20 protein-coding genes and 1 pseudogene are annotated in these 20,352 nt (G+C 69.3%); 16 read left to right on the forward strand and 5 right to left on the reverse strand.

From position 1 onward, the window contains the following. Window positions 1–10: 10 nt before the first annotated feature. The 8 genes from NLI01S_RS13770 (at window position 11) to NLI01S_RS13805 (ending at window position 7,852) form a co-directional block, all read left to right on the forward strand. Entirely contained in the window at window positions 11–739 is a 729-nt protein-coding gene (locus NLI01S_RS13770; RefSeq protein WP_067604373.1) for a cell division protein FtsQ/DivIB, read from the forward strand. A gap of 460 nt (window positions 740–1,199) precedes the next feature. After that, window positions 1,200–2,747: a cell division protein FtsZ gene (gene ftsZ / locus NLI01S_RS13775; protein WP_067604421.1), complete on the forward strand. Its 1,548-nt coding sequence runs from the start codon at window positions 1,200–1,202 to the stop codon at window positions 2,745–2,747. A gap of 119 nt (window positions 2,748–2,866) precedes the next feature. Then, complete coding sequence (pgeF, locus tag NLI01S_RS13780) at window positions 2,867–3,586, forward strand: peptidoglycan editing factor PgeF (protein WP_067604374.1); 720 nt, start codon at window positions 2,867–2,869, stop codon at window positions 3,584–3,586. A 125-nt stretch (window positions 3,587–3,711) separates the two neighbouring features. Continuing rightward, window positions 3,712–4,440, forward strand: coding sequence for a YggS family pyridoxal phosphate-dependent enzyme (locus NLI01S_RS13785; protein ID WP_067604375.1), 729 nt, complete (start codon window positions 3,712–3,714; stop codon window positions 4,438–4,440). 136 nt (window positions 4,441–4,576) lie between these two features. Beyond that, window positions 4,577–5,104: a cell division protein SepF gene (locus NLI01S_RS13790; protein ID WP_067604377.1), complete on the forward strand. Its 528-nt coding sequence runs from the start codon at window positions 4,577–4,579 to the stop codon at window positions 5,102–5,104. Window positions 5,105–5,143: 39 nt separating this feature from the next. Further along, on the forward strand, window positions 5,144–5,440 hold the full coding sequence (locus NLI01S_RS13795) for a YggT family protein (RefSeq protein ID WP_067604379.1): 297 nt from the start codon (window positions 5,144–5,146) through the stop codon (window positions 5,438–5,440). 130 nt (window positions 5,441–5,570) lie between these two features. After that, the gene (locus tag NLI01S_RS13800) at window positions 5,571–6,476 is read left to right on the forward strand and encodes a DivIVA domain-containing protein (protein ID WP_067604381.1); all 906 of its coding nucleotides are present in this window, start codon (window positions 5,571–5,573) and stop codon (window positions 6,474–6,476) included. Window positions 6,477–6,571: 95 nt separating this feature from the next. Continuing rightward, on the forward strand, window positions 6,572–7,852 hold the full coding sequence (locus NLI01S_RS13805; protein WP_067604383.1) for a hypothetical protein: 1,281 nt from the start codon (window positions 6,572–6,574) through the stop codon (window positions 7,850–7,852). Between the two features lie 54 nt (window positions 7,853–7,906). Here NLI01S_RS13805 and ileS read toward each other — a convergent pair whose 3' ends face one another. Beyond that, window positions 7,907–11,107 (reverse strand): isoleucine--tRNA ligase, encoded by a 3,201-nt coding sequence (gene ileS / locus NLI01S_RS13810; protein WP_190318465.1) that lies wholly within the window; start codon window positions 11,105–11,107, stop codon window positions 7,907–7,909. A 386-nt stretch (window positions 11,108–11,493) separates the two neighbouring features. On the opposite strand from ileS, the gene NLI01S_RS13815 reads away from it, so the two are divergent. From NLI01S_RS13815 to NLI01S_RS13835, 5 genes and pseudogenes are all read left to right on the forward strand, one after another. Continuing rightward, on the forward strand, window positions 11,494–11,754 hold the full coding sequence (locus NLI01S_RS13815) for a hypothetical protein (protein ID WP_067604423.1): 261 nt from the start codon (window positions 11,494–11,496) through the stop codon (window positions 11,752–11,754). A 45-nt stretch (window positions 11,755–11,799) separates the two neighbouring features. After that, on the forward strand, window positions 11,800–12,348 hold the full coding sequence (locus NLI01S_RS13820; protein WP_067604387.1) for a GNAT family N-acetyltransferase: 549 nt from the start codon (window positions 11,800–11,802) through the stop codon (window positions 12,346–12,348). 2 nt (window positions 12,349–12,350) lie between these two features. After that, window positions 12,351–12,614: pseudogene (locus NLI01S_RS13825) on the forward strand (TraR/DksA family transcriptional regulator); the annotation flags it as partial. Beyond that, window positions 12,611–13,228 carry a signal peptidase II gene (gene lspA, locus NLI01S_RS13830; protein WP_067604425.1) on the forward strand — a complete coding sequence of 206 codons (618 nt, stop codon included), beginning with the start codon at window positions 12,611–12,613 and terminating at the stop codon, window positions 13,226–13,228. The pseudogene NLI01S_RS13825 and the gene lspA, both read left to right, overlap by 4 nt. Then, complete coding sequence (locus tag NLI01S_RS13835; protein WP_067604389.1) at window positions 13,225–14,151, forward strand: RluA family pseudouridine synthase; 927 nt, start codon at window positions 13,225–13,227, stop codon at window positions 14,149–14,151. The genes lspA and NLI01S_RS13835 overlap by 4 nt, the downstream gene beginning before the upstream one ends. 341 nt (window positions 14,152–14,492) lie before the next feature. Here the strand turns inward: NLI01S_RS13835 and NLI01S_RS13840 are convergent, their stop codons facing one another. From NLI01S_RS13840 to NLI01S_RS13855, 4 genes are all read right to left on the reverse strand, one after another. After that, window positions 14,493–16,175: a thiamine pyrophosphate-dependent enzyme gene (locus tag NLI01S_RS13840; protein WP_067604427.1), complete on the reverse strand. Its 1,683-nt coding sequence runs from the start codon at window positions 16,173–16,175 to the stop codon at window positions 14,493–14,495. A gap of 175 nt (window positions 16,176–16,350) precedes the next feature. Continuing rightward, window positions 16,351–16,665, reverse strand: a complete 315-nt coding sequence (locus NLI01S_RS13845; RefSeq protein WP_067604391.1) for an AzlD domain-containing protein — start codon at window positions 16,663–16,665, stop codon at window positions 16,351–16,353. Beyond that, on the reverse strand, window positions 16,662–17,417 hold the full coding sequence (locus tag NLI01S_RS13850; RefSeq protein ID WP_067604393.1) for an AzlC family ABC transporter permease: 756 nt from the start codon (window positions 17,415–17,417) through the stop codon (window positions 16,662–16,664). Before NLI01S_RS13850 ends, NLI01S_RS13845 begins: the two co-directional genes overlap by 4 nt. Before the next feature lie 26 nt (window positions 17,418–17,443). Continuing rightward, a complete protein-coding gene (locus tag NLI01S_RS13855) occupies window positions 17,444–18,358 on the reverse strand; it encodes a helix-turn-helix transcriptional regulator (RefSeq protein WP_371850614.1) in 915 nt (304 codons plus the stop codon). Window positions 18,359–18,420: 62 nt separating this feature from the next. On the opposite strand from NLI01S_RS13855, the gene NLI01S_RS13860 reads away from it, so the two are divergent. From NLI01S_RS13860 to NLI01S_RS13870, 3 genes are all read left to right on the forward strand, one after another. Next, on the forward strand, window positions 18,421–18,864 hold the full coding sequence (locus tag NLI01S_RS13860; RefSeq protein WP_067604396.1) for a GNAT family N-acetyltransferase: 444 nt from the start codon (window positions 18,421–18,423) through the stop codon (window positions 18,862–18,864). Between the two features lie 152 nt (window positions 18,865–19,016). Then, a complete protein-coding gene (locus NLI01S_RS13865; protein WP_067604398.1) occupies window positions 19,017–19,676 on the forward strand; it encodes a PaaI family thioesterase in 660 nt (219 codons plus the stop codon). 260 nt (window positions 19,677–19,936) lie between these two features. Beyond that, window positions 19,937–20,236, forward strand: a complete 300-nt coding sequence (locus NLI01S_RS13870) for a chorismate mutase (protein ID WP_067604400.1) — start codon at window positions 19,937–19,939, stop codon at window positions 20,234–20,236. Window positions 20,237–20,352: the final 116 nt, after the last annotated feature.

A 20,352-nucleotide genomic window follows, 5' to 3' on the forward strand; every position in this document is an offset into this window, starting at 1 on the left:
GGGTACACACGTGGGCGCCGACCAGGCCGGGAAGAACGCTGCGACGGCACGTCGGGGGAGTTCGGATCCCTGGAAGGTGACCTTCGCGGTCCTCTTGATCGTCGCCCTGGTCTGCGCCGTGGTGTGGTTGCTCCTCGGATCCCGGTTGTTGGTGGTCCGCGACGTCGCGGTCACCGGCACGGACCGGATCTCCGCCGCCGAGGTCGAGGCCGCGGTCTCGGTGAACACCGGTACCCCGCTGATAAGGGTGGACCTGGACGCCGGCCGTGACCGCGTCGAAGGACTCGACCTGGTGGAGTCCGCCACCGTCAGCAGGGGGTGGCCCGCCACCTTGAGGGTGGAGATCGTCGAACGTCGGCCCCTGCTCGCGATCGCGGTGGGGGAGGAGTACCGGTTGGTGGACGGCGACGGTGTGCGCATCGAGGACTCGACGAGCCGGCCCGGCACGCATCCACTGGTGTCGGTCTCCGGGGAGGTCGAGGGGAACGAGGCGGTCCGGGCCGCCGCGGACATCGTGCGGGAGGCCCCTGACTCCTTCGTGGCCCGAATCCAGCTCATCGACGCCAAGGACCCCGACGCGATCGAGATCGAGTTGGGGGACGGCTCCCTGGTGGAGTGGGGCGACGCCGAGCACACCGCGGACAAGAGCGAGATCCTGAGGGTGCTGATGCGTGAACATCCCACCGTCGAGGGGCGTGTCTACGACGTCGGTACGCCAGACCTGGCCATGGTCAGGTGAAGGGAATACCAAGGGGTGTTCTGGTCCGGGTGGAGTCGGGGCAAGGCGCCGTTCCCGGGACAATCGGGTCCGCACCGCCGCGAAACGGCACTCCGGAAGGACATTCCAGACGCGACGCGCCGAGTACGCACTTCGCTTCCTCGTGTTATACGCGGTTAGGCTGAAGCCGTCATCGGTTGCCCGCACCCGACGGTCCGCTTACTGTCGGGAAGCACAACCACCATCAACAACGTAGTAAAACACGCTTTTCGGGATACGCAGGAACCGTTCGTTCGAGGCCACAGGCACGAGGAACGGTACCGGTGACCCGGGGTCCCCGCCGACGGTCCGTGCGAACCGGGAGGTGGGTGAACCCGAAACGCACTCAGTAGAACCGGATGCCGGACCGCCGGCGCACCCGCGGGACCATCTCGCGGACGCGAAGACGGAACGGCTCATGCGAGCGGAAAGGCCCCTCGTCGTGGCAGCACCGCAGAACTACCTCGCGGTCATCAAAGTCGTCGGCATCGGCGGCGGCGGTGTCAACGCCGTCAACCGAATGATCGAAGAGGGGCTCAAGGGCGTTGAGTTCATCGCGATCAATACCGACGCCCAAGCGCTGCTGATGAGCGACGCGGACGTCAAGCTCGACGTCGGCCGTGAGCTCACCCGCGGCTTGGGAGCGGGAGCCAACCCCGACGTCGGCCGCAAGGCCGCGGAGGATCATCGTGAGGAGATCGAGGAGGTCCTCAAGGGGGCCGACATGGTCTTCGTCACGGCCGGCGAAGGCGGTGGCACGGGCACGGGAGGAGCCCCGGTCGTCGCCAACATCGCCCGCTCCCTGGGAGCCCTGACCATCGGCGTGGTCACCCGCCCCTTCGGTTTCGAGGGCAAGCGGCGCGCGACCCAGGCCGAATCCGGGATAGCGATGCTCCGCGAGGAGGTCGACACCCTCATCGTCATCCCGAACGACCGCCTCCTGTCCATCTCCGATCGTCAGGTCAGCGTCCTCGACGCGTTCAAGGCGGCCGACCAGGTCCTGCTCTCCGGTGTCCAGGGCATCACGGACCTGATCACCACGCCGGGACTGATCAACCTCGACTTCGCCGACGTCAAGTCGGTGATGTCCGGGGCGGGGTCGGCGTTGATGGGGATCGGATCGGCGAGAGGGGACGACAGGGCCGTGGCAGCGGCCGAACTGGCGATCTCCTCACCATTGCTGGAAGCCAGTATCGACGGGGCGCACGGGGTCCTGCTGTCCATCCAGGGCGGCTCCGACCTCGGACTCTTCGAGATCAACGAGGCCGCCCAACTGGTCGCCAACTCGGCGGCGCCAGAGGCCAACATCATCTTCGGCGCGGTCATCGACGACGCCCTGGGCGATGAGGTGAGGGTCACCGTCATAGCTGCGGGCTTCGATGAACCAGAGGTCATCGTGCCGGCGACGCGGGAGCGTCAGCCGGTGGACCCTCCTGAGGCCGTCGCCCCCACGGCAGGCATCACGTCCGGCAGGGAGGAGCCCGCCGTGGCCGCTCCGTCCGCCGAGGGCGCGAGCGGGGCGTCGGCCACCAACATGCCGTGGGCGGCCCCGTCCCGACCGGCCGCGCCGGAGCCCGAGGCGCCCTGGACCAACGAGTCCGCCCACTCCTGGACGAGCCCGGAGCCCGCACGTCCCGAGCCCCGGTACGCGCAGACCCCGCCGGTGTCCTCGAGTCCCGAGCCGGAGCCCCGACAGAGCGCCGACTCCTACCGGGGCATGGAGTCCTACCAGGACAACGGTCACCGGGTCTCCTACGAGGAGGCCCCGGCCGCGCCCATCGCCCCGGAGCCCACAGCGGCACCGACGGCGCAGCCGGTTCCGACCGAGGAGCCTCCGGCGCCCGAACCGGAGCCGGAGCCCGAAGTCCAGTCCGGTCCCATCCACGCCGTCTCGGACGCCTCCGAGCGGCGCGGCGACGTTCCCACGCCTCGTCGTCGGGTCATCTTCGACGACCCCGACGACCTGGACGTGCCGGAGTTCCTCAAGTAGGCCACCGGATACCATCGACGTGTCAGCGGCCCCGACCCTTGTGGCGGGGCCGTCGCCGCCCCCGGGGTCGGGACCTCCCGGCCGCCGGTGGGGCCGAGGGAAGGACCACGGACACACCGATGGGCAACGTCATCGACCTGGGGAACGGTGTACGCGCCGCCGTCACCGAACGCAAGGGCGGGGTCAGCGTTCCACCGTTCGACTCGCTCAACCTCGGCCTCGGCACGGGCGACTCCCGTGAGGCGGTTCTCGCCAACAGAAGGAGCGCCGCCCAGGACCTGGGCTTCGACATCGATCGGACGGTGTGGATGAACCAGGTGCACAGCGCCGACGTGCTCGTGGCCACCGAACCCGGTGGGGTGGGTACCTGCGACGGGGTGGTCACGACCCGTTCCGATCTGGTCCTGGCCTCCATGGCCGCCGACTGCCTACCCGTTCTGGCCGCCGACGCCGACGCGGGCGTCCTTGCCGCCGCGCACTCCGGCCGACTCGGTACGGCCCAGGCGATCGCCGTGAACCTGATCGGGGCCATGGTCGCCCAAGGCGCCCGAACCGACCACATCACCGTCTTCCTCGGGCCCACGATCTGTGGAAGCTGTTACGAGGTGCCGCCGGAGCTTCAGGCCCGGACCGCCGAACGTACACCGGAGGCGGCCTCCACCACCCGACAGGGCACCACCGGGGTGGACATGCTCGCGGCCGTCACCGCCCAGCTGTGCCGCGCGGGAGTGGACAACATCACCTCCGACGGCCGTTGCACCCTGGAGAGCCCCGAACTGTTCTCCCACCGCCGCGACGCCCCCACCGGCCGGTTCGCCTCCTTCATCTGGCGGGCCTGACCCGCACGACCCTCGCGGTCACCGAACCCGCGTCGCCGGAATCGGCCGATCCCGCATGGATCGAATCGGCGCGGCGGACACCACACAGAACCCAGTCACCACAGCAGGGAACAGAAGGAACAGACGTGCCACACACCGACCCCGCGCGCACCGAGCAGATCCGCGCCAACCTTCAGGAAGTGCGGGCCAGAATCGAGTCGGCCTGTGAGAAGGCGGACCGTGACCCCTCCGAGGTGTCCCTGGTGGCGGTGACCAAGACCCATCCCGCGAGCGACGTGCGAGCACTCGCGTCCTTGGGCGTCACCGACGTCGGCGAGAACCGGGACCAAGAGGCCGCACCCAAGGCCGCCGAGACCGCCGATCTCGACCTGACCTGGCATTTCGTCGGGCAGTTGCAGACCAACAAGGCCAGATCGGTGGCCTCCTACGCCGATATCGTCCACTCGGTGGATCGGGCCAAGCTGGCCCGGGCCCTCGGTGAGCGGGCGACGGCCGCCGGTCGCCGTCTGACCTGCCTGGTCCAGGTGGACCTCGACGACGACGCCCGAGCGGGCGTGCTGGGACCGCGCGGCGGTGTCGACCCGGCTGACGCTCCGGCCCTCGCCGACGCCATCGCCGAACACGAGGCGCTCGAACTCGGAGGTGTGATGGCCGTCGCACCCCTGGGCGGGGATCCGGACACCGCCTTCGCCCGTCTTCACGAGGTGGCGATGGGGATCAGGGACCGTTACCCTCGGGCGACGGCGGTCTCCGCGGGGATGAGCGGGGACCTGGAAGTCGCCATCGAAAGGGGTGCGACACACCTGCGGATCGGTGCGGCGTTGCTCGGCGCCCGAGGCACGAACGTGGGGTAATGTCCCCACATAGACCTTGGGGCCTGTCTGTGGTGTTCGCCCGAATGGGTGCCCGCCCCGCGACCGTGGGGCCAGGACGGGTGTAGACGGAGGAGTCGGCTGCGGTCGAGGCCGCGGGAACGACGGAGGGTGAGAGATGGCCGGCGCGATGCGCAAGATGGCGGTCTACCTCGGTCTCGTGGAGGACGACCGTTACGATCACCGTTATGCGGACGAATATGATGAGTTCGATGAATTCGACGAGGTTGTGGAGGACCAGCGTGACCGCGACGCGGACTCTCCCGCCGGCGAGGAAACACGAGGCGATGCCGTGATGGACACCGGCGACTACCTGGGAACGGGTGAACGACGCGGTGGCACCACCACGACGGCCTCGACCGCCGACCTCGCACGAATCACCACGCTCCACCCGCGCACGTACAACGAGGCGCGTACGATCGGAGAGCACTTCCGGGAAGGTACACCGGTGATCATGAACCTGACCGAGATGGTCGACAGTGACGCCAAGCGTCTCGTCGACTTCGCGGCTGGTCTGATCTTCGGTCTCCATGGCAGTATCGAACGCGTGACCAATAAGGTGTTCCTGCTGTCCCCGGCCAACGTCGAGGTGACCGCCGAAGACAAGGCGCGGATCGCCGAGCGAGGGTTCTTCAATCAGAGCTAGACCGTCACATTTGTCCAGAGATTGGGTCGGGGAACGACCGTGAGTATCCTCCTATCAGTGCTGTCCCTCCTCCTTCAGCTGTTTGTCTTCGTGCTGATAGCGAGGGTGGTACTGGAGATGGTGCAGTCTTTTTCCAGGGACTGGCGACCCAGCGGGTTCGTTCTCGTGCTCGCTGAGATCGTGTACACGATCACCGACCCACCACTGAAGTTCCTCCGTAGGTTCATCAAGCCGGTGAGGCTGGGCAGCATCGCACTCGACCTGAGTGTGTTGATCCTGTTCTTCGCCATCATCATCCTTCAGAGTTTCCTGGCGGGGATGGCGGCGAGCCTGTGATGAGGACGGCAGGGGTGGAAAAGTAACCCCGGATTCCGATTTGTGGTCTTGGTCATGATCTGGATTGCCGTAAGGTCACGATCAGGTAGCGTCCCTACGGACAGACTCCAAGCGCGCCAAGGAGACGAACATGCCGCTGACACCCGCCGATGTGCGGAACAAGCAGTTCAGTACCACCCGGCTACGGCCCGGGTACGACGAAGAAGAGGTCGACGCCTTTCTCGATGAGGTCGAGTCAGAGCTGGACCGACTGATCCAGGAGAACGAGGAACTGCGCGGCAAGCTCGCCGAGTGCCTGCGGGGCAAGGTCCCCAACGCCGGAATGCAGGACTTCCAGCAGCCCCAGGAGCAGCCCGAGGCTCAGCAGCAGATGGAGCAGATGCGTCCGGAGCCCGTCCAGGCCCAGGCGCCCATCGAGCAGCAGCCCCAGCCGCCCGCGCCGCAGCAGCCCCAGATGGCCATGACCGGTGCCAACCTGGCCATGGGCGGCGAGGAGAACATGGACACGGCCGCCCGTGTTCTGGCCCTGGCCCAGCAGACCGCCGACCAGGCGATCAGCGATGCCCGCCGCGAGGCCGACGAGACGCTCGGTCGCGCGCGCAACGAGTCCGAGGACATCCTCGGCAAGGCGCGCCGTCAGGCCGACCAGATCATCGGTGAGGCCCGCGCCCGCTCCGAGAACCTCGACCGTGACGCCCAGGAGCGCCACCGTCAGGTCATGGGCAGCCTGGTCCAGCAGCGCGAGGAGCTCGAGCACAAGGTCAACGTGCTCAAGGACTTCGAGCGCGAGTACCGTAGCCGTCTGAAGGACTACTTCGAGCGTCAGCTCAACGAGCTGAAGAGCGAGGAGGAGAAGGCCAAGTCGGCGGAGCTCAACCCGAACACCACGGGTGGCTTCCAGACGATGGCCCCTCAAACCGGTGGCGCCCCCGCCATGCAGCAGCACGGTGGCCCCGGCGGCAACCCGTTCGGTCACCCCGAGCCGGCCCCCCACGGCGGTTTCCACCCCGGCGAGGCCCCGCACGAGCGTCGCTGACCCTTCAGCGGCATGTGACTCCGAACAACTGAAGACTCCGGCTCAACACGTGTAAAGGCCCTGGTCGACCCGTGATCCTTAGCATCCTCGCTACCGTGGCGGTGCTGGCGGCCATCGCCGTCATCGCGGCCGCACTGGTGTTCGCTGAGACCGCCCTGGTGTACATCGCTCTGGGACTCGGCGCACTGAGTGTCCTCCTCCTACTGGGCGCTCTGCTCCAAGGCAGGTTCGGCGCGGACGGAAGGGACACGGCACGGACGGACGGTTTGGGGAAGTCGTCCGTCCTCGCGGCCCCCGCCGCGGCGCCGGGCCCCACCTGGGAGTCGGAGCGATCCGGGCGCGTACCCGCACCGGCTGAGGAGTCGGTGCGGGGCACCCCTGTTCCGGAGGCAGGGCCCTGGGGCGATGAACCCCAGGAGGAACCGGAGTTCGATGTTCCCCGGTGGGAGACACCCACCAAGGGTGATTGGCCCGAGCCGGTCCAGGCGGCCCAGACCCCGCCTCCTCAGGACGAACCCGTCGAGACCCCTGTCTCCGCGTTCGCCTACCGTGTCCCCGAGCGCGACCTCGCCGCCTCCGCGACCGAGGACGAAACCGTCGAGACCACCGAGCCGGTGGACGAGGAAGTCGAACCCTCGCGGAGCGACGCGCACCTGGCGGAACCCCATGAGACCTTCGAGTCGGCCGACGACATGAGCGAGACCGACTCCGACATCGAGTCGTACGCGACGCCCGATGCCCTCGACACGGAAGAGCCCGAGGCCACCGAGGAGACCATCGGTGCCGGCGCGGTGTTCACCGACCTCGACCCGGAACCCGAGGTCGAGAACGGCACCGACCCCGACGAAGACGCCGCAGCCGCCGTGTGGGTACAGAGCGACGAGGACGAGTCCGAGGTCGAAGTGGCCCCGGAAACCGAGGAACTCGAAGCCGAGGACACCGCCGAGCCGGAGGACGACGCCCCCCAGACCGACCGCGACCGGACCCTCGAGGCGGACGACGACGCCTCGGTGGCGGATCCCGCGACGGACGAGCCGATCGAGGACGCCCAGGACGCCCAGGACGCTCAGGACGCTCAGGACGAGACCGGCGACGAAGAGCCCTCCGAGGAGCCCGCAGCGGTCGACGAGGACGTCGAGACCGACGAAGCCGAGAGTGAAGAGGGCTCCGCGCAGGATCAAGGCGACTCGGAGCCGGAGGAGCATCCGGCGCTCACCTACGCGGCGATCTTCGACGAGTCCGACCCAGAGGACGCCGAGGCTACCCAGGACGCCAAGGACGCCAAGGACGCCAAGGACGACGGGGACCACCGGGACGACGAGAACGGCCTGGACGAGGCGGAGGAACGTCCCAAGGATCCCTCCCACACGAGCTGAGCACACACGAAGGGCGCCGTTCCCCTTGTGGAGCGGCGCCCTTCGGCTCTTCGATCAGACCTTGCGGAAGGCGAAGGTCACGCCGAACTCCTCCGAAGAAGTGGAGTGTGGGACGTCCTCGCCCACGCCGGCCACGAAGGCGTCGGCCAGCACCTCACCGGCGATCGTCCGTCCGTGCTCGGACAGGGTCTGACGGACCGTCTCGTCCTCGGTGGTCCACCACACGTGGATCCGGTCGGACACGGCCAGCCCACCGCCCTTACGGGCCTCCTGCAGCATCCGGACCATCTCACGCGCCAAACCGGCGCGGCGCAGCTCGGGCGTCAACTCCAGGTCCAGGGCCACGGTCTCACCGGCCTCGGTCGCCACCGCCCAGCCCTCGCGGGGCTGCTCGGTCACCAGGACCTCGTCGGCGCTCACGTCGACCGGCTCGTCCTCGACCGTGACCTGGGTCCAGCCGCTGGAACGCACCTGCTCGACCAGCGCCGCCGGGTCGGCCGCCTGAATGGCCTTGGCGACCAGTGGCGTGCGCTTGGCGAACCGCTTGCCCAAGGCCCGGAAGTTCGGCTTGACCACGTAGTCGACCAGGTCGCCGCCGACCGAGGACAGCGAGTCCAGGCCGACCACGTTGAGTTCGTCGGAGACCTGGTCGCGCAGCTGCTCCGGCAGGTCCGCGAAGCCCGAGGCGCCCACCAGGGCGCGGGGCAGCGGCTGACGGGTACGCACCGCCGAGTCCACCCGGGCCGAACGCCCCAGCTCCACCAGTCGGCGGACCAGCGCCATCCGACGGGACAGCTCCGGGTCGATCAGGTCGGTGTTCACCTCCGGCCAGGAGGCCAGATGTACCGAGTCGGCCGCGTCGGGTCGGCGCAGCGTCGTCCACACGTGGTCGGTCAGGAACGGCACGATCGGGGCCATCAACAGCGTGACGGTCTCCAACGCCTCGAACAGCGTCGCGAACGCCGCCGCGCCCTCGGGGGTGTCGGCCCCGCCCCAGAACCGGCGGCGGGAACGGCGCACGTACCAGTTGGACACGTCGTCGACGAACGCGGTCAGGCGACGACCCGCGCCGGTGGTGTCGAAGTCGTTCATCGACCGGGTGACGTCGCGGACGACCTCGTTGAGCTCCGACAGCAGCCACCGGTCCAGCAACGGACGGTCCTGCGGCGCGGGAGCCTCGGCCAGCCGGGAGTGGTCCCAGCCGGTGCCGGTGTTGGCGTACAGGGTGAAGAACGACGCTGTGCTGTAGTAGGTCAGCAGCACCTTGCGGACGATCTCCTCCAGGGCGGCGTGGCCCACCCTGCGGGCGTTCCACGGTGAACCACTGGCCAGCATGAACCAGCGCAGCGCGTCGGCGCCGTGCCGGTCCATCACCGGGATGGGCTCCATGACGTTGCCCAGGTGCTTGCTCATCTTGCGGCCGTCCTCGGCGAGGATGTGGCCGAGCACGACCACGTTCTCGAACGAGTTGCGGCCGAACACCAGGGTGCTGACCGCCAGCAGCGAGTAGAACCAGCCGCGGGTCTGGTCGATGGCCTCGGAGATGTACTGGGCCGGGAAGTTGGCCTCGAAGGTCTCCCTGTTCTGGTGGGGGGCGCCCCACTGGGCGAACGGCATGGAACCGGAGTCGAACCAGGCGTCGATGACCTCGGGGACGCGGCGGGCGACCCGTTGGTCCTCGGGCAGGGACGGGTCGGCGTCGGGGTCGGGGATGACGACGTCGTCGACGTAGGGGCGGTGCGGGTCCAGGTTGGACAGGTCCTGACCGCTGAGCTCACTCAGCTCCTCCAGGGAACCCACGCAGATCTGGCGGCCGTCGGGGAACTCCCAGATCGGCAGTGGAGTGCCCCAGTAGCGGTTACGGGACAGCGCCCAGTCGACGTTGCCGCGCAGCCACTCGCCGAAGCGGCCTTCCTTGACGTTCTCCGGCACCCAGTTGGTCACGTCGTTCTGCGCGAGCAGTTCGTCCTTGACCCGGGTGGTGCGGATGTACCAGGAGGGAACGGCGTAGTAGAGGAGCGCGGTGTGGCAGCGCCAGCAGTGCGGGTAGGAGTGTTCGTAGTCCTTGTGCCGGAAGAGCAGCCCTCGGTCCCTGAGGTCGGCCACCAGGGTCTTGTCGGCCTCCTTGAAGAAGGCGCCGCCCACCAGCGGAAGTTCCGCATCGAAGGTGCCGTCGGGGCGTACCGGGTTGACCACGGGCAGATCGTAGGCGCGGCACACCACCATGTCGTCGGCACCGAAGGCGGGCGACTGGTGGACCAGACCGGTACCGTCCTCGACGGTGACGTAGTCGGCGAGCACCACGAAGTGCGCGGTCTCCTCGAACGGAACGAGCTCGAAGGGACGCTGGTAGGTCCAGCGCTCCATCTCGTCGCCCTCGAAGCTCTCGCCGGTGAGTTCCCAGCCCTCGCCGAGGACCTTCTCGAACAGCGGTTCGGCGACCACGAGTCGCTCGTCGCCGTTGGTGGCCACCACGTACCTCACCTCGGGGTGCACGGCCACCGCGGTGTTGGACACCAGGGTCCAGGGGGTGGTCGTCCACACCAGCATCGAGGTGGGGTGTTCGGGCGAGGCGAGCGGGCCGGAGGTGACCGGGAAGCGCACGAACACCGACGGGTCGGTGACGGTCTCGTACCCCTGGGCGAGCTCGTGGTCGGACAGCGTCGTACCGCAGCGCGGGCAGTAGGGGCTGATCCGGTAGTCGCGGACCAGTAGGCCCTTGTCCCAGATCTGCTTGAGCGCCCACCACACGGACTCCACGTACTGCGGATCCATGGTGCGGTAGGCGTCGTCCATGTTCACCCAGTAGCCCATGCGCTCGGTCATGGCGGTGAACGCGTCGACGTTGCGCAGGACGGACTCGCGGCAGCGGTCGTTGAACTCGGCGATGCCGAACTCTTCGATGTCCTTCTTGCCGCTCAGGCCCAGTTCCTTCTCCACGGCGACCTCGACGGGCAGGCCGTGGCAGTCCCAGCCGGCCTTGCGGTCGACGTGGTAGCCGCGCATGGTGCGAAAGCGTGGGAAGACGTCCTTGAAGGCGCGCGCCTCGACGTGGTGGACGCCGGGCTGGCCGTTGGCGGTGGGAGGGCCTTCGTAGAAGACCCAGTTCTCCTTGCCGCGGGTCTGGTCGAGGGAGCGCTGGAAGACGTTCTCCTTCGACCAGCGGCCGAGGATCTCGCGCTCCGTCGTGGGCAGGTCGATCTGAGCGGGCAACTGTGGCAGCGCGCGGGATTCGGGCCGGGGGTCGTCGGTCACCGTCGTACCTTTCTCCATCAGGGATGTTCCTGACGGAGGGACGAGGCTTGTCGTGCCCCGCGGTACCACCCTCCTTGGAACCGTGACCGTGGCCGCCGGGCGGTTCGGTGACGGATCCCACTTCATTGGGTTCGCGCCGGTTCTACTGGGGCGTGCTCCACCGCTCGTCCAAGGGGTGGGACGCCCGTTCTTCCGGCTGCTCCGGGGTGATCTTCGCGCTGGTCGTACCCCCGGGCTCGCACCGTCCCCGGGTCGCTCGGACAGCCGCACCGCCTCTAGGCTGTGCCTGTCCGGTCGGGGCCAACGCTACTCGTCCCCATCGACACGGAACTCAGGATAACGCAGTACGGCAAGGCGTACCGCTGAATATGTGGGAGGGCGCGGCGATGGTGGAGCGCACACGGGGCGCGGTGCTGGTGACCCTGTCGGATCGTGAGGACGCGGAGGAGTTGGCCGAGCAGCTTCTGGAACAGGGATACGAGCCCTGCCGGGTGCACCGGGACATGCTCGCGGGCGAGGACGACGCCGAGGACGTGGACTGGGTGATCGAGGTGCTCGTCGGCCCGCACGGGGGACCGGCGGTCTTCGACGAACCACACCTGGCGCTGCTCGCCGAGGACTACGGCGGGTTCGCCACCGTTGAGTGAGTTCCCTCGCCTCGCGGCAGATCCTCGTGCCCGAGGATACCTGTCATGACGATTCGCAGCGGCGTGGTCGAGGACGCGGCCGCCATCGCCGACGTGCACATTCGCTCCTGGCGGGCCGCCTACCGAGGGATCGTCCCGGACGACGCCCTGGCGAGTCTGAACGATGAACGCCTGACGAGGATCTGGGCCGACCGGCTGATCGGGGAGTTCACCGGCCCGGGCGCGGGCGTCCTGGTCGCCGAGCGCGAGGGCGCCGTGGTGGCCTTCGCCGGGTTCGCCCCCGCGGACGACCCCGAGGCGCCGGAGGGCACCGAACGTCGTGTGGTGGACCTGGGGACCTTCTACTCCGTACCCGAGGTGTGGGGGAGCGGAGTCAACCGTGGGCTCGCCGAGGCGGTGCACTCCGCCATGACACGGGGGCCGTTCGGCGAGGCCGTCCTGTGGGTGCTCTCCGCCAATTCCAGGGCCCGCCGTTTCTACGAGTCACGGGGCTGGCAGGACACCGGCGTCGAGATCGAGGAGGGACTGCTGGGCGGCACGATCACGCGTCCGGTCTCGCTCTACCGGCGTTCGATCGGACCTCTGCCGGGGTAGGCGAGCGGCTCCAGGGCCCCGTCGAGGGGGCCGGGGACGATCCCGCCGACATCGGTGCGAAGGCCTTCCAACGCGAACACGACCTGGTATTGGACTACAATACTCGTGACCTGCTCGCCGAGGGCGAACGGGCGATCGAACGGATGGACGCGGGAACCTACGGGGTCTGTGAGTCATGCGGTCAGACCATCGGGAAGGCACGCCTTCAGGTCTTCCCCAGGGCCACCCTGTGCGTCACCTGCGAACAGCGCGAGGAGCGTCGCTGACTGAGGTAGAGCCCCCTGGGGACAGCAACACGACCACGACCGACGACAACACGAGGGCCCGTCCACGCAGGTATCCATTCCTGCTGTTGGTCGCGCTCGTAGCGATCGTCGTCGACCTCGCCACCAAGGAATGGGCGCTCGCGACCTTCCGACCCGGCGAGAGCGTCGACGTGATCGGCGACTTCCTGCAATTCACCCTGGTGTTCAACACCGGTGCCGCCTTCTCCCTGGGCACCGGATACACCTGGTTGTTCACCATCATCGCCAGCGTCGTCGTGCTCGGCATCGGCTACATCGGATGGCGTGTACGCAGCCTGTGGTGGGGCGTCACGCTCGGCCTGATGATGGGTGGCGCGGCGGGCAACCTCGTCGACCGGTTCTTCCGTGACCCGGCGCCCCTGCACGGCGCCGTCGTCGACTTCATCCGACTGCCGAACTGGCCGGTGTTCAACATCGCCGACTCCTGTGTGGTGGTCGGGGCCTGCCTGGTGGTCGCGCTGACCTTCAAGGGCCTGAACCTGGACGGGACGATGGTCGCCGACGAAGACAAGGCCAAGACCGAGGCGAACACGGAGAACCCGGACGCCGACGGTGAGGAGAAGAAGGGCGAATGAGCGACATCAGGAGCCTGCCGGTCCCCGATGGCCTGGAGGGCGACCGACTCGACTCCGCCATCGCGCGGATGTTCGGTCTGTCCCGTACCCGGGCAGCCGAGCTGATCGGTGACGGTGGTGTCCTGCTGGACGGCGCCGAGGCCGGCAAGTCCGACCGCGTCCAGGCCGGAGCCTGGCTGGAGGTCACCCTTCCGCCGCCGCCCACCGCCCCGGTGCCGCGCGCCGACCCCGTCCCCGGCATGAAGATCGTGCACGAGGACACCGACATCATCGTGGTCGACAAGCCGGTCGGCGTGGTCGCCCACCCCACCGTCGGCTGGACCGGTCCCAGCGTCCTGGAGGGTCTGTTGGCCTCCGGCGTGCAGCTGGCCACCAGCGGCGCGGCCGAACGCCAGGGCATCGTGCACCGGCTGGACGCCAACACCACCGGGCTGATGGTGGTCGCCAAGAGCGAGACCGCCTACAGCGTGCTCAAGCGGGCGTTCAAGGAACGCACCGTCGACAAGCGCTACCACACGCTGGTCCAGGGGCACCCGGACCCGTTGCGCGGCACCGTCGACGCCCCGATCGACCGGCACCCCGCCGGGGACGGCCGTTGGGCCGTGGTCGCGGGCGGACGTCCCTCGGTGACCCACTACGACACCCAGGAGGCCTTCCGGGCCGCCAGCCTTTTGGAGATCAAGCTGGAGACCGGGCGCACCCACCAGATCCGGGTGCACATGTCCGCGCTGCGTCATCCCTGCGTCGGTGACATGCTCTACGGCGCCGACCCGACCCTGGCCGAGAGGCTGGGAGTGCGCCGTCAGTGGCTGCACGCGGTCCGACTGGGGTTCGACCACCCCACCGAGCACCGCCCGGTGGAGTTCTCCAGCCCCTACCCGGACGACCTGTCCGCAGCGGTCGAGAAGCTCCGCGAGGACTGACGGACCAGGGAACCCACTACGTGGTCGGCCCTTGAGGCGGCCATGGATCCCCTTCGCCCGTAGGGGCGTGCTCGGTGAGCGGGGCCCGAGGCTCAGGAACGAGGCCGCACGTCCACGGGATCGGCCGAGGAGGCGTTCGTCGGCGTGGTCGTCCGCGCCCTGCGCGAAGCCGTCGTCCCCTCACCGACCAGTGTCCCTCCCCGGTCTCGGGGCCGGTGGGTTCGGCGCGGGGGTGAGGGAGGCCGATCGGGGCGGCGGACCGGGGTGAACGGACCACCGCCCCACGAACGGGGATCACCGGGAAGGGGATCCGTGGGTCGGACCCCTCGGTACCGGTCCGATCACCCAGGCCCGAGCAGGTCCGACATGGTGCTGGTCGGACTGATGACCTCCGGGTCGGTACGCACGTCCACCAGGGTCGGCAGGTCGGCGGTGACCGCCTCGGTCAGGGCCTTCTCCAACTCCTCCCGGGTGTGCACGGTGGCGCCTCGTGCTCCCAGGGCGCGGGCGTAACCGGCCAGGTCCAGGGGGCCACTGATCTCCGTCCCGGCCAGTCGACCCAGCTCACGCGCCTGGTGCATCGCGATCGTGCCGTACAGCCCGTTCTGGAACACCACCACGGTCACGGCGGCGCGCATGCGCACCGCGGTCTCCAGTTCCTGACCGGTCATCAGGGCCCCACCGTCGCCGGCCACGGCCACCACCGTGCGTTCGGGATCGGCGATTTTGGCCGCCACCGCCGCGGGGACGGCGTACCCCATGGCACCACTGGTGGGGGCGAGCTGGGTCCGTGGCTGCCGAAACCACCAGCCGCGGTGCAGGAAGGACGCGAAGTTGCCCGCGTCGTTGGTGAGGAGGGTGTCCTCGGGCAGGGTCTGGCGCATCCCGGCCACCACCGACCACGGGTGCATGCGCTCCCCCTGGTGCTCGGTGATCTCCCTGGGCGGGGTCGAGCTCTCCACCCACAACCGTCGGGCGGCGCTCCAGTCCCGGTAGGGCGTTTGCCCCGGTGCTTGGGCCAGGCCGGACAGGGCCTTGCCGGCGTCGGCGACCGCACCCAGCCACACGGGGCAGGTCGCGCCCACCTGTGCGGGCTCGACGTCGATCTGCGCCACCCGGGTCCGCCCGTCGGACTCCGGCAGCAGGTATCCCTGCGTGGTGGTCTCACTCATCCGACAGCCGACCACCAGGACCGCGTCGGCGTCGGCGAGCGCGCCCAGGACCGCACTTGGCGCCCCCAATCCCAGGTGTCCCAGGTACAGGGGATGGTCGTTGGGGAACACGTCCTGACGCCGCCAGGCCGCGTACACCCCGGCGCTGTAGCGCTCGGCCACCCGCACCAGGTCCTCGCGCGCGCCGCGCGCGCCACCACCTGCGATGATCACCGGCCGCACCGCCCGGGTCAGCCAGGACGCCAGCCGGTCTCGATCGGCCGTGTCCAGCGCAGGTCGGGGCACCGTGAACGGTTCCGGTACCGGACGCTCACCCAACCGTTGCCCGAACAGATCGCCCGGCACCGCGATCGCGACCGGGCCCGGCCGTCCGGTGGTGGCGATCCGGATCGCCCGTGCGGTGATCTCCGGCAATCGGTCGGCCCGATGCACGGTGGTGGACCACTTGGTGATCGGCGCGTAGAAGGCGGTCAGGTCCACCTCTTGGAAGGCCTCGCGCCCCAGCCGCTCGGTCTCGGCCTGACCCAGGAACACGATCATCGGGGTGGAGTCCTGCATCGCGGTGTGCACACCCACCGCCAGGTTGGCCGCGCCCGGGCCGCGGGTGGCTGCGGCGACCGCCGGGACCCCGGTGAGCTTGGCGTCGGCCTCGGCCATGAAGGCGGCTCCGCCCTCGTGCCGGGTGGAGACCAGCGTCATCTCGGGGTGGCGGTCGATGGCGTCGGCGAGTTCGAGGAAGCTCTCACCCGGGACGGTGTAACAGCGTCTGATCCCGGCTGTGGCCAGGACCTCCACGGCCGCGTGCGCGGCGGTGTCGTCGGGGGGTAGGGGCCGTTGTGCGGCACAGGCCATGGAGGCGGGTCCTTCCATCGTCGCAAGGTCCTCTCAAGGCGCGCTCGGAACCAGGGTGTGTCCCGAGAGCATGCGGCCGACTCTCGCAGGCGGCCCAGGGCCGGTCAAGGGTGGGCTTCGCGGCCTGTGGACAACTCCCCACAAGCCCCCTCGAACCCGTTGACCGACCCGACGCTCACAAACCCAGGGCGCGCAGGGCGGCCGTGGTGGCGGCCGCGGCGATCACCACGACAAGGAAGGGCGCTCGGAGGACCAGAGCCAGTACCGCCGCTCCCACCCCCGCCATGCGGGCGGTGTCCCAGGCCAGGGCCTGGCCCTCACCGCGCAGCGCCTCCACCGCGATGAGCGCGGCCAGCAGCGCCACCGGAACGGCGATCGCGAACCGCCGCAGCCATGGATTGTCCAGGAGCCTTCGGGGCGCGGCCATGCCCGCGTACTTGAGCAGGTAGCAGCCCGCAGCAGTGCCGATCAACGCGATCCACAGGGTCATGACCCCACCTCCTCGTTCCGGTCCGACGTGGGGCCGTTCCCGTCATCGGTGCTCTCGTCGACCGGACCGGGAACCCGCGGCTCCGGGCCGAACAGTGCGATCAGCCCGGCCGAGGCGGCCAGCAGCACCGGCACCCCGGGCGGCAGGATCGGGGTCGTGGCCAGTGCCACGCCCGCGCCCAACAGGGCGATCAGTCGGGTGCGTCCACCATCCTCGCGCAAGCGGGGCCACAACAGTCCCAGGAAGATCGCCGGACCCACCGCGTCCAGCCCGAACGCGTCGATGTCGCTCACCCGCTCGGTGGCCAGTGCGCCCAACAGGGTGAAGGCGACCCAGAACGACCCCAGCACCGCGTAGGTCGACACGAAGGCGAGCCGGGCCGACTCGCGGTCCGGTTGGGCGAGGGCCATCGCCGTGGTCTCGTCGATCACCCCGTGGGCGGCCAGCGCCCGCTTGGTGCCCCGCCACCCCAGCACTTCGGTCAACCGCAACCCGTACAGGGTGTTACGGGCGCCCAGAAGCAGGGCGCCGAGCGCGCCCGCGACGAGGTTCCCACCACCGGCGATCACCCCCACCAGGGCGAACTGGGAGGCGCCGGTGAACATGAACAGGCTGAGGAACACGGACTGGGCGGGGGACAACCCCGCGGCCACCGCGGCCGTACCGAAGGCCAGGCCGGCGGCGCCCACGGCGACACCGATGCCCAGGCCGTCCCGGACGGCAGGGGAGCGCAGTTGCGACAGGATACTCACATTCGCCCACGTTAGGCGGCTTCGTGTCACCGGTCTTGAACGTTCTTGCGTTCTGCGTGATGAGGTCCGTCACCCGTCTCGCGGGGCCGGTCGCCCAGGTCGCGCCGGTAGGCACCGGGCGGCACTCCCAGGTGCCGGCGGAAGTGTCGGGTCAGGTGGGGCTGGTCGGCGAAGCCCACCTCTGTGGCGACCTCCCCGACCCTTCTCCCCTCAAGGAGCAGGGCTCGTGCCCGGTCCACCCGCAGTTGGTTCAGGTACGCGTGCGGCGGCAGCCCGTAGCGGGCCCGGAAGGCCCGGTTGAGGGCGAAGGGTCCCAGACCCACGTGGGCGGCCAGTTCCTCCAGGGTCGGAGGGGCGGTCAGGTCCCGCGCCAGAACGTCGCGGGCCAGCGTCACCTCGGGGCGCGCGGTCCGTTCCGCGGCGTCCGGGATCCGTTCGCGGCCGTGCGAACGCAGCAGCATCGCCAGTCCCCGTCGGGCCAGAGCGGAGGAGGTCAGTCGATCCCCGCGTTCGGCGGCGATGTGGGCCGCGACCAGGACGTGGGACACCTCCGGGGCGTCGATCCCCGATTCGCGGAAGCCGGGCGTGCCCCGCATTCCCAGTTCACGGCCGATCTCCTCGACCACCTCGGGGGTGGGGTAGAACACCCGGTACCCCCATCCCTCGGGGACGCCGGCGTGCCCGGTGTGCACCTCGCCGGGGGTGACCACGGCCAACCCGCCCGGGCCGACCCGGGCGCGACCGCGCGGGTGGGTGTACTCCTCGATCCCGTCGGTGATCATCCCGATCGTGTAGGTGGGATGGGTGTGCCGGGTGAAGGACGTGGTGACGAACCGGGCGGTCAGGAGTTCGGTTCCGGGCAGCCCTGAAAAGCGCCAGTACCGTGCTCGTTCCACGCGCGGATCCTCGACGGTGGGATGGACCTCGCTCGGCATGCCCATACCCCCAGGTTAGGGCGTGGGCAGCGGACACCGGCGGGGGAGGGCTCCGTTAGTCTGCGCTCATGGACAAACCACAGATTCTCCGAGTGCGAGGGGACCGGGACCGCGCGGCCGTCTTCGTCATCAGGGGCGCGGTGTTCGTCGCCGAACAGCGGGTGCCCATCGCCGAGGAGTGGGACGAGCGCGACACCACCGCCGAGTTCCTCCTGGCCAAGGAGGGCGACGTGCCGGTGGGCACGGTCAGGTTGGTGGACCAGGGCGCGGGCGTGGGACTGCTGGGACGTATGGCGGTCCTGCCGGAGGGGCGCGGCAAGGGGGTCGGTGCGGCCCTGGTTCGCGCGGTCGGGGACCTGGCCGGGGAGATGGGACTGAAGAGGATCGAGTTGCACGCGCAGACCCACGCGCTCGGCTTCTACGAACGGCTGGGCTATGTCGCCCACGGCCCGGAATTCCTCGACGCGGGGATTCCGCACCGGCACATGGAGTACGAGCTGTCCAGAACGTGACGGCGGTGGCCCCTGTCTCCGCTGCGTGTGACGGGGAGCGCACCGAGGTGCCAGGCTGTTTTGGAATACTGCCGAGTAGGATTCGGTTTTGACGTTGAGCCGGCCCTGACCCCTGGGCCAAGGCCCACGAACCGAACATCGACGAGGAACACATGACGGTCAACACGCAGCCGGCCACCGAGACGTCCGACCCCCGGTCCTTCGGACTTCCCCTGGTCCAAGGGACCGAGATCCCCGCCGAACTGCGCTCCCTGGTCTCCCGTGTGCACGACCTCATCGACGCCGTCGCCAACACCGAGGTCGACACCGACACCCTCGCCGAGACCGCCGCCACCGTCGAAGGTCTCACCGAACGACTCAACGTCGCCCGCCGCGAGATCGGCACCATGGTCACCCGCGAGCTCGGCGATGGCAGCACCGAGGTCGGTACCATCACCAACATCGTCGCCGGCGACACCAACCCGGCCGCGCCGCAGCTCGCCCTCATGCGCACCGAAGAGGGTCTGCGCGCCGAGATCACCCTCAACACGATCTACCAGGGCCCTCCCGGCCTGGTGCACGGTGGCTGGATCGCCGCCATGCTCGACCAGGCCGTGGGCAGCGTCTCCGCCGTCGAGACCAGCCCCGGCCTGACCGCGCACCTGGAGATCGACTACCGCAAGCCCACCCCGCTGTTCACCCCGCTGGAGATCACCGCGTGGGTGGACCGGGTCGAGGGCCGCAAGGTGTACGTCGCCGGACAGATCCGCGCCAACGGCCAGGTCACCGCCGAGGGCAACGCGCTCATGATTCGCGTGGAGGTCCCCGAATAGAGTCGAGGCCCCGAATGGACACGCTCCACCTCGGAGCGGGTATGATCGCCCCCATGACCCACCGCTATTTCGTGTTTAGCAAGCCGACGGACCCGTCGGCCGCTTCCACGTAGGCGGAACCAGGGGAACGTCGGCAACAGAGCACTCGGGCAACGCCCGGTGCTCTTTCGCTTTTCCGGGCGGCCGACGCCCCGATTCCCCCGTCCTCGGGGACACACGGCCGCACCGCGCACCCGTACACACCGAGGAAGGGACCCACCGTGCACGACCATCGCATTCCACCGAGGAACGACGACCACATCGCCCGGCTACGCGGTCGGATCGACGTGCTGGACGCCGAACTCGCCGATCTCCTCGAACGCCGCGCCTTGGTCGCCGCCCAGGTGCAGCGGCTCAAACCGGTCGGCTACTTCGCCGGACGGGACGCCGAGCGCGAGCGCCTCCTGGTCGAGCGCATGGCCGAGCACGCGCCCCGACTCGGCGCGGACCGTCTCGCCGCCATCATGGACAGCGTCATCAGCGCCGGACTCGACGCCGCTCAGCAGGAGGCGGCCCGCTGAACAACGATGACGCTTCTTGCTCGCAGTGCCGGGTTCTCGGTATCGGGCTCAGCACCGAGATGGGAGCTGCGATGGGAGCTGCGAGCAGGATCTACTGGTTCAGTGTGGGGGCGCCT

Origin of the sequence: Nocardiopsis listeri NBRC 13360 (assembly GCF_001570765.1) — a bacterium.
GTDB classification, from domain to species: domain Bacteria; phylum Actinomycetota; class Actinomycetes; order Streptosporangiales; family Streptosporangiaceae; genus Nocardiopsis; species Nocardiopsis listeri.